General features: G+C 70.1%; 10 protein-coding genes. All 10 read left to right on the top strand.

Annotated elements, in window-relative coordinates; genetic code table 11:
- A partial coding sequence (locus CCN39_RS50440; RefSeq protein ID WP_158104604.1) for a hypothetical protein occupies window positions 1-463 on the top strand: 463 nt, incomplete at its 5' end.
- 1 nt (window position 464) lies between these two features.
- Window positions 465-1,328 (top strand): hypothetical protein, encoded by an 864-nt coding sequence (locus tag CCN39_RS43190; RefSeq protein ID WP_086852422.1) that lies wholly within the window; start codon window positions 465-467, stop codon window positions 1,326-1,328.
- 9 nt (window positions 1,329-1,337) lie between these two features.
- Window positions 1,338-2,597, top strand: a complete 1,260-nt coding sequence (locus CCN39_RS43185; protein WP_143264373.1) for a hypothetical protein — start codon at window positions 1,338-1,340, stop codon at window positions 2,595-2,597.
- Between the two features lie 2 nt (window positions 2,598-2,599).
- Window positions 2,600-2,893, top strand: coding sequence for a hypothetical protein (locus CCN39_RS43180; RefSeq protein WP_086852418.1), 294 nt, complete (start codon window positions 2,600-2,602; stop codon window positions 2,891-2,893).
- Window positions 2,894-2,896: 3 nt separating this feature from the next.
- Complete coding sequence (locus tag CCN39_RS43175; protein ID WP_086852416.1) at window positions 2,897-4,024, top strand: hypothetical protein; 1,128 nt, start codon at window positions 2,897-2,899, stop codon at window positions 4,022-4,024.
- Entirely contained in the window at window positions 4,024-4,818 is a 795-nt protein-coding gene (locus CCN39_RS43170; RefSeq protein WP_086852414.1) for a hypothetical protein, read from the top strand. Before CCN39_RS43175 ends, CCN39_RS43170 begins: the two co-directional genes overlap by 1 nt.
- Before the next feature lie 26 nt (window positions 4,819-4,844).
- Complete coding sequence (locus CCN39_RS43165) at window positions 4,845-5,369, top strand: hypothetical protein (protein ID WP_143264372.1); 525 nt, start codon at window positions 4,845-4,847, stop codon at window positions 5,367-5,369.
- On the top strand, window positions 5,362-5,607 hold the full coding sequence (locus CCN39_RS43160; protein WP_143264371.1) for a hypothetical protein: 246 nt from the start codon (window positions 5,362-5,364) through the stop codon (window positions 5,605-5,607). Before CCN39_RS43165 ends, CCN39_RS43160 begins: the two co-directional genes overlap by 8 nt.
- Window positions 5,604-6,293, top strand: a complete 690-nt coding sequence (locus CCN39_RS43155; RefSeq protein ID WP_086852408.1) for a collagen-like protein — start codon at window positions 5,604-5,606, stop codon at window positions 6,291-6,293. Before CCN39_RS43160 ends, CCN39_RS43155 begins: the two co-directional genes overlap by 4 nt.
- 2 nt (window positions 6,294-6,295) lie before the next feature.
- Window positions 6,296-7,041, top strand: a 746-nt coding sequence (locus tag CCN39_RS43150; RefSeq protein ID WP_086852406.1) for a glycoside hydrolase domain-containing protein, incomplete at its 3' end; no start/stop codon positions are given.

Here is a 7,041-nt window from a genome sequence, read left to right as displayed (position 1 = left end):
CGCTGTCCAGCGCGCGCTGGCGGCGCTGCACGACAAGACCGTGTACGTCACGATCGCCCAGCGTGGGAAGAGCCCCACCGGGATCTCCCCGACCGGTGCACCGGTCTACAGCGCGAGCGGCAACTACGTCGCGCGGTTCGCGTCCGGCGGGCTGTCGGCGACCGACGGCATGCGGCCGCTGTCCAGCGCGGTCGGCGTGGTCGTGCCACCGGGCACGGAGCGCGTGGTCGGCGACAACCGGCTCTACGACGAGCTGTACGCGCCGCTCAACGGCTCCGCCCGCACGCGCGACCTCATCGCCGCGGGCGCGAAGCACGAAGGCCTCGATCTTGAACGCCCGGTTCCGGTTCCCGTGCAGCGGGACCGGGCGCTGGTGCACATCGACAACTTCCACCCGCCGGCCAACGCCTCGCCGTGGGATGTGGCCGAGGACCTCGACTGGATCTCGCGGATGGGGGGCTGACGTGGCCGGGGAGCTCATCACCAAGGACGGCCAGATCCAGTGGCGTGGCCTGCTGCTCGGCGCCAACTCCGTGTACAGGCTCACCAACCTGGAGGGCTGGCTCGATCTGCCGGACATGCGCGACGGCGACGTCGCCTTCGACAGCTACCACGGCAGCCAGCCCGGCCAGCTGCTCTCCGAACGCCGCACGGTCACGCTGTCCTTCACCATCAGCGCCGACCCGGCCGGGTTCGCCGCCGCGCAGAAGGCACTCCGCGCGGCTACCGCGCCAGACGAGAACCCCGCCGAAGAGCCGTTGGTCGTCCAGTGGGACGGCGTCAAGGCGATGGTCAACGCCCGGTGCGTCCGGCGCTCCGTCCCGGTCCCGCGCAGCAGCGGCACCGGCTACACCCAGGGCGCCATTCAGTGGCGAGCCACGAACCCGCGAGTACTGCACCTACCCCAGATCGTCACGTCACCGGTAACGCCGCCGGTGGCCGGCGGCGGCGGCCTGAACTACCCGCTCGTCTACCCGCTGGTGTACGGCTCAGCACAGTCGGGCGGCGAACTGGTGCTCGAGAACCAGGGCAACGCCCCCGCCCAGCCGGTGTGGCGCATCACCGGCGCCAGCCTCGGCCCGGTCATCACCGCGGTCGACACCGGCCAGCAGCTGGCGTTCGACCCGGCCTACCAGCTCCCCGGGGGCAAGAAGCTCCTGCTCACCCACGAGAACCGGTCGGTGCTCCTCGACGACGGGGTGTCCAGGAGCAACCAGCTGGTGACCCGGCAGTGGTTCACGCTGCCGGTCGGGACCACGCGGGTGCGGTTCACCTCCGCCGACGGCAACGGGCAGCTCGAAGCCCTCTACTACTCGACTTCGATGTGAGGAATCCCCATGGTTGAGCGTCATTCCTCCGCCGTGCAGCAGGTCGCCGGCGTCGGCCAGCAGACCGTCGAGGACGTCCGGCTCACCCAGAGCGCGCTCTGGACCCCGTCCGGGCAGATCACCTCACGCTCCGGCATCGTCCCCACCGGCACCGCGGCCGCGCCCGGCAGCGTGCTCGCCACCTCGCCCACGCCCAACGGGTTCGTGCACGTGCAGCCGTTCCGGGCTGTCCTGCAGTCCAGCCGCAGCGGCGGCGTGTACGTGATGTGTCTGGACGCCATCAAGGACATCAACATCCTGTCCACCTCGGCGGACCCCTCGAACGCGCGCCGAGACCTGATCATCGCCCAGCAGAACGACACCTACATCGGCGGCGACGCCAACAGCGACATGGTCGTCAAGCAGGTCGTCGGCACACCCTCCGGCTCGCCGGTCGACCCGCCTGTGACCGGCAGCGCCGACTACATCGTCCTCGCGCGCGTGACCGTGCCCGCGGGCGCGAGCTCCATCACCACCGGCAACATCACTCAGCTGGCCACCGGGCTCACCGTCGCCACCGGCGGCCTGCTCCCGGTGGCCGACGCCACCGAACGTGCCGCGATCGCCAACCCGTACGACGGGATGCAGATCTACCGGCGCGACACCGACTGGGTCGAGATCTACGACGGCGGCGCGTGGCGGGTACCGAACTTCGCCCGCACTACCGCGCTGGCGAACATCACCAACCCGGTGACCGACCAGTGCGCGTTCCTCACCACCGACAAGAAGCTCTACCGCTGGAACGGGTCCACGTGGGTGTTCGTCGCGCCGTTCGATGGCAGCGCCCCGTGGGGCACGATGGGTGTGCACCGGCCCACCGCCGCCGTAACCGGCTCCGGCACGACCGAGAAGGTCGGGTGTTTCGTGACCTTCGGCGCCGTCCTCGGTCGCCGGTACAAGGCCACCTGGAACGCGGAACTCTCGTGCTCGGTCGCGAACGCCAGCGCGAACCTCATCACGAACCCCGGCATCGTCAAGATGCGCGTCAAGGCCGGCACGGACGGCACCGCCGTCGACGGCACGCAGATCGACGGCCGCGACTTCGCTGGCCTCTCGAACGGCTACAACATCCCGTTCGACATGACCGCCGACTGGGTTGCCACCGCGACCGGCACGTTCACGATATCCGCGACGTTCGCCGCGAACTCCGGCGCGACCGGCAACGTGACTCAGGGCTACTCGGCCACCAACCACACGCCCAAGCTCATCGTCGAAGACATCGGAGTGTGACCATGCCCAGGTACTTCATCCAGCGCCCGCAGCCGATCCCCGCGATCCTCTGGGACGGCACCAACGCCGCCGAGGTCGAAGCGTTCGTCACCGAGCACGAAGCCACCTTCACCGACAACGGCGACGGCACCGTCACCGTCGAAGGCTGGGCTTTCCCGATGCCGGCCGGGGTCGAGCCGCTTCCGGCCGGGCACATCTTCATGGTCGGCATGAACCCCAAGTACCTTACGGACTTTGCGGGCTTCCAAGAGGTCGCGTCCGGGTCGACCGCGGCCTTCGACATCACGCAGGCCTGAGCCGTGCCGCAGCCGGTCTACAGCTACCAGATCGCCGACCTCGCGACCAACCGGATCCTCGAGGACGTCGCGCTCACTGGCGTGCGGTTCAACAAGCCGCTGTGCGCCTCCGGGAAGTTCGCGGCGAACTGGAAGCTCGGCCCGAAGACAGCGCACCTCGACGCCTACGACCTGTCGATGCCGTGCCGTCGCGTGGTGTACGCCTACCGGGACGACCGGCCGGTGTGGGGTGGGATCATCTGGACGCGCGCCTACGACTCGGCCACCCAGACCGTCGCCATCGGCGCCGGCGACTGGTGGTCCTACTTCGACCACCGCAAGGTCCTGCCGGTGTTCACCGCGGACGGCACGCTGACGCAGGTGGCCGCGCTCACCCAGGCCTACGCGACGACCGACCAGAACGCGATCGCCCGCCAGCTGGTCGCCACCGCGCAAGCGCACACCGGCGGCGACATCCTCGTCGTCCCGGCCGACATGGCCGCCTCCGGGCAGCTGCGCGACCGCACCTACAACGGCTACGACCTCGCCGAGGTCGGCGACGCCCTCACCAACCTGGCCAACGTCATCAACGGCCCGGACATCTGCTTCGACGTCCTGCCCGGCACCTCAGCCCCGCAGCGGGTGATCCAGGTCGGCACGCCCACGCTCGGCCAGCAGGGCTCCGCGCACCGATGGGAAGTCGGCGGCAACGCCACCCGCTACGCCTGGCCCAGCGACGGGACCCGCATGAACACCCGCAGCTTCGCCACCGGCCAAGGCGTCGAGCTTGGCCTGCCGATCGCCGTCGCCGAGGACACCACCAAGTACACGGGCGGGTTCCCGCTGCTGGAGAACGAGGCCCAGTACGGATCGGCCGAGGACGCCGGCACCCTCAACGGGCATGCCGAGGCCGACCAGGAAGCCGGCCGGATGCCGGTCGTCCTGCCGAAGATCCTCATCCGCGGCGACCTCCCGCCGACCGCGGCTGAGGTCAGCCGCGGCGACGACGGCTGGCTCAAGGTCCCGCCGGACCCCTTCCACAAGAACGGCTGGGAAGGCCCGGTCCGGGTCGTCGACATGGCGTTCGCGCCGGGCCTCGCCGCCGAGCGTGTCGAGCTCACCATGGCGCCGCTTCTGGACGGAGTCGCCTGATGGGACAGGTGAACCTCGCCAGCAACCTTCTCGACCGGATCAAGCGTGCCGAGAAGCGGATCAGCGACGTCGCCAAGCAGGCGGGCCTGGCCAGTGCCACCATCGCCGCCGGCGGGCTGACACTGCTCAACAACGCGTTCTTCAAAATGGTCGGCCCGACTGACAACGAACTCGTCTACATCGGACCCGACGGGCTCGGCAACCAGGTCGTCCGGTTCCGCGACGGCGCCGGAAACATCATCTTCGGCTCGATCACCTCCAGCACCGGCGGACAGCGGGTGGCGATCAACCCCAACCCCGCCGGCGCAGCGCGCATCGAGTTCTACGACGACGTCTCCTCGACCACCGACCGAGTCTCCCTGTCCATGGCCGGCGCGTCGTTCGTGCAGCAGCGGGAGAAACCGAGCGACTCGACGATCACGGGCGGCAAGGTGTCGTTCTACAACGGCAACACCGTTTTCGGCCACCAGATCGCCGCCACCGGCACCGACGCCTACCTGCAGTTCCTTGACGACGAACGCATCTTCATGCGCGGCAAGTGGGCCACCCAGCAAAACCTCTCCGGGAACTCGGCGTTGCACGTCGGAACCGGGAACGTCGGCGCAGGCCCAATCACGTTGGTCGCCTCCTACGGCGCCACGATGGCTGGCAACATGCGCCCCATCGTCACCCGCCAGGGCAACCTCGCCGACACCTACTGGGCAGTCACCGCGGCCAGCAGCACAGGGTTCGAAGTCACTAGCAGCGGCGGCTCGAGCAACCAATTCCACTACTGGATCTTCAGGACATCATGATCATGCGAATCCAGCACACTGACGCCGTGATCGTCGCCGAGGGCAGCCAGCAGATGTGGGCGGTCGACGGTACGCGGACCGCCGACGACGGCACCGTGATGCGGTTCCGGCACCTGTTTCCGCTCGACACCCTGGAATGGCGGGCCGCCGAGTACGGCATCGACCCGGCCGACACCGCGACCCTGCTGGACATCGTGCTCGCCGAGCCATACCTGTCCGAAGAGGACTGGGCCACCGGGCACCAGCTGCACGACGCCCCGGACATCGACACCGCACGCGCCGACCACCTCGCCCGCTGCGCCCGCGCGAAGCTCCGCCACGGCATCAGCACCCGCTCCAAGGCGGCCACGAAGACCACCGCGGCGGTGCCGCACCCGTGCCAGCGCATCGCCGACGAGTCCCCGTTACACCCCGAAGCCATCGAGTTGAAACGCCAGCTCGTCGACCAGGCGCGCACCGCGCACGCCCAAGCACGAGCCACAGCGCCACACGACCGGATCGCCGAGCTGCGCGCCGCCGTCGAGAGGCAGAAACGGGGGGTCGGTGAGTGAACTTGCCCAGCTGCTCGTCGCTATCGGAGGCATGGTCGCCGCGATCCTCGGCGGCGTGGCCGGCCTGGTCACCGCGATCCGCACCTCCGGGCGCGAACGACCGGCCGCCGCCAGCAAGGGAATGCGCGCGGCCACCCGCGCAGCGGAGCAGCTGGCTGCCGCAGCTGACGACGGCGAGATCACGCCCGACGAGATCGCCGAAGCGCTCCGCCAGCTCAGTGAGGAGGACGACTCATGACGCGAGATGACGTGATCAACCGCGCGGCCGAGGAATCCAAGGACCACCGCGGTCACCTCCTGCTCTGGCTGTCGTTCGGGCTGCTGCTGCTCGGGGCGTGCGCGCTCGCCGCCGTCGTGCTCATCGGCCGCGCCCAGAACAGCGCACTCGACGACAAGATTGCCGTGCTGTCGCGGCAATCCGACCGGAACGCCGAAGCCGCGGGCAAGCTCGCCGAGCAGGTGCGCACGCTCGGCGCCGTGCCGGTCGTGCAGCCGCCTCCGCCGGTCGCCGTCGGCGCGACCGGCGCCACGGGCGCCACCGGGGCAACCGGCGCACCGGGCCAGAGCCCGTCGTGTCTGCTCACCGCGCAGCAGTGCCAGGGCGCCGACGGGAAACCGGGCGCGGACGGACCACCGGGGAAGGACGGCGCGACGGGCCCGGCCGGGAAAGACGGCCAGCCGGGCGCCGACGGGCGGCCCGGAGCTGACGGGGCGCCCGGCAAGGACGGCGTCAGTGTTACCCGGCAGTACTTCGACCGCGATGCCGACGGGCAGTGCCGCAACTTCAACGACTTCTCCGACGGCCGGACCCGCGTCGACGAAGGCCCCGCAGGCGACGCGGCGTGCGCTCCAGCGCAGAACCCGCCGCCGAACACCACGCCGGCGGTCCTGCCGACCGGCACCACACTCCGACGAAGGGACTGAGCATGCCCACCGCGCTCGACTACTCCGCGGGCCGACCGACCGCGGCCGCCGTCCGGGCAGCCGGCCACGTCGGCGTCGTTCGGTACGCCGGGACACCCGGCCGGGTCAAGAACATCACCAAGGCCGAGTTCCAGGACATGGACCGCAACGGCGTCGGCGTCGCGCTCGTCTTCGAGGACTCCATCGGCGACGCCCTCAAGGGCCGCCCGCGCGGCGTCACCGCGGCACAGGCGATCGTCGCCGACGCCGCCGCCATCGGGTTCCCCACCTCGCGGCCCCTGTACTTCGCCGTCGACCAGGACATCACCACCCAGATGCCCACCGTGCTCGAGTACTTCCGCGGCATCGACTCCGTGCTCGGCGGCCGCCCGGTCGGCGTGTACGGCGAAGCGGACGTGCTCGACGCCGTCATCGGTGCCGGGCTCGCCAGCTACGGCTGGCAGACCACCGGGTGGTCCCGCGGCCGCGCCGCGAAGGTCCGGCACCTCTTCCAGACCACCCAGCAGCCCTACGTCGGCGGGACCCAGGTCGACATCAACAACATCCTGGCCGCCGACTGGGGCCAGCACAACGCACAGGAGGACGACATGCCCAGCCCTGCAGAACTGCTGAACGCCGAGCTGATCCCGAACCAGGTCTACAAGGGCAAGAACGACAGCCTGGCCACGCTGGTGAGCTGGACCAACTGGGAAGCCCACCGTGCCAACGACCAGCTCGCCGGGCTGGCGACCACGGTCGGCGGCCTCGT

This window comes from Amycolatopsis kentuckyensis, from assembly GCF_002155975.1.
Classification (GTDB): Bacteria; Actinomycetota; Actinomycetes; order Mycobacteriales; family Pseudonocardiaceae; genus Amycolatopsis; species Amycolatopsis kentuckyensis.
The sequence above is the reverse complement of the archived record's forward strand: the minus strand, read 5'-3'. Positions and strand labels throughout refer to the sequence as shown.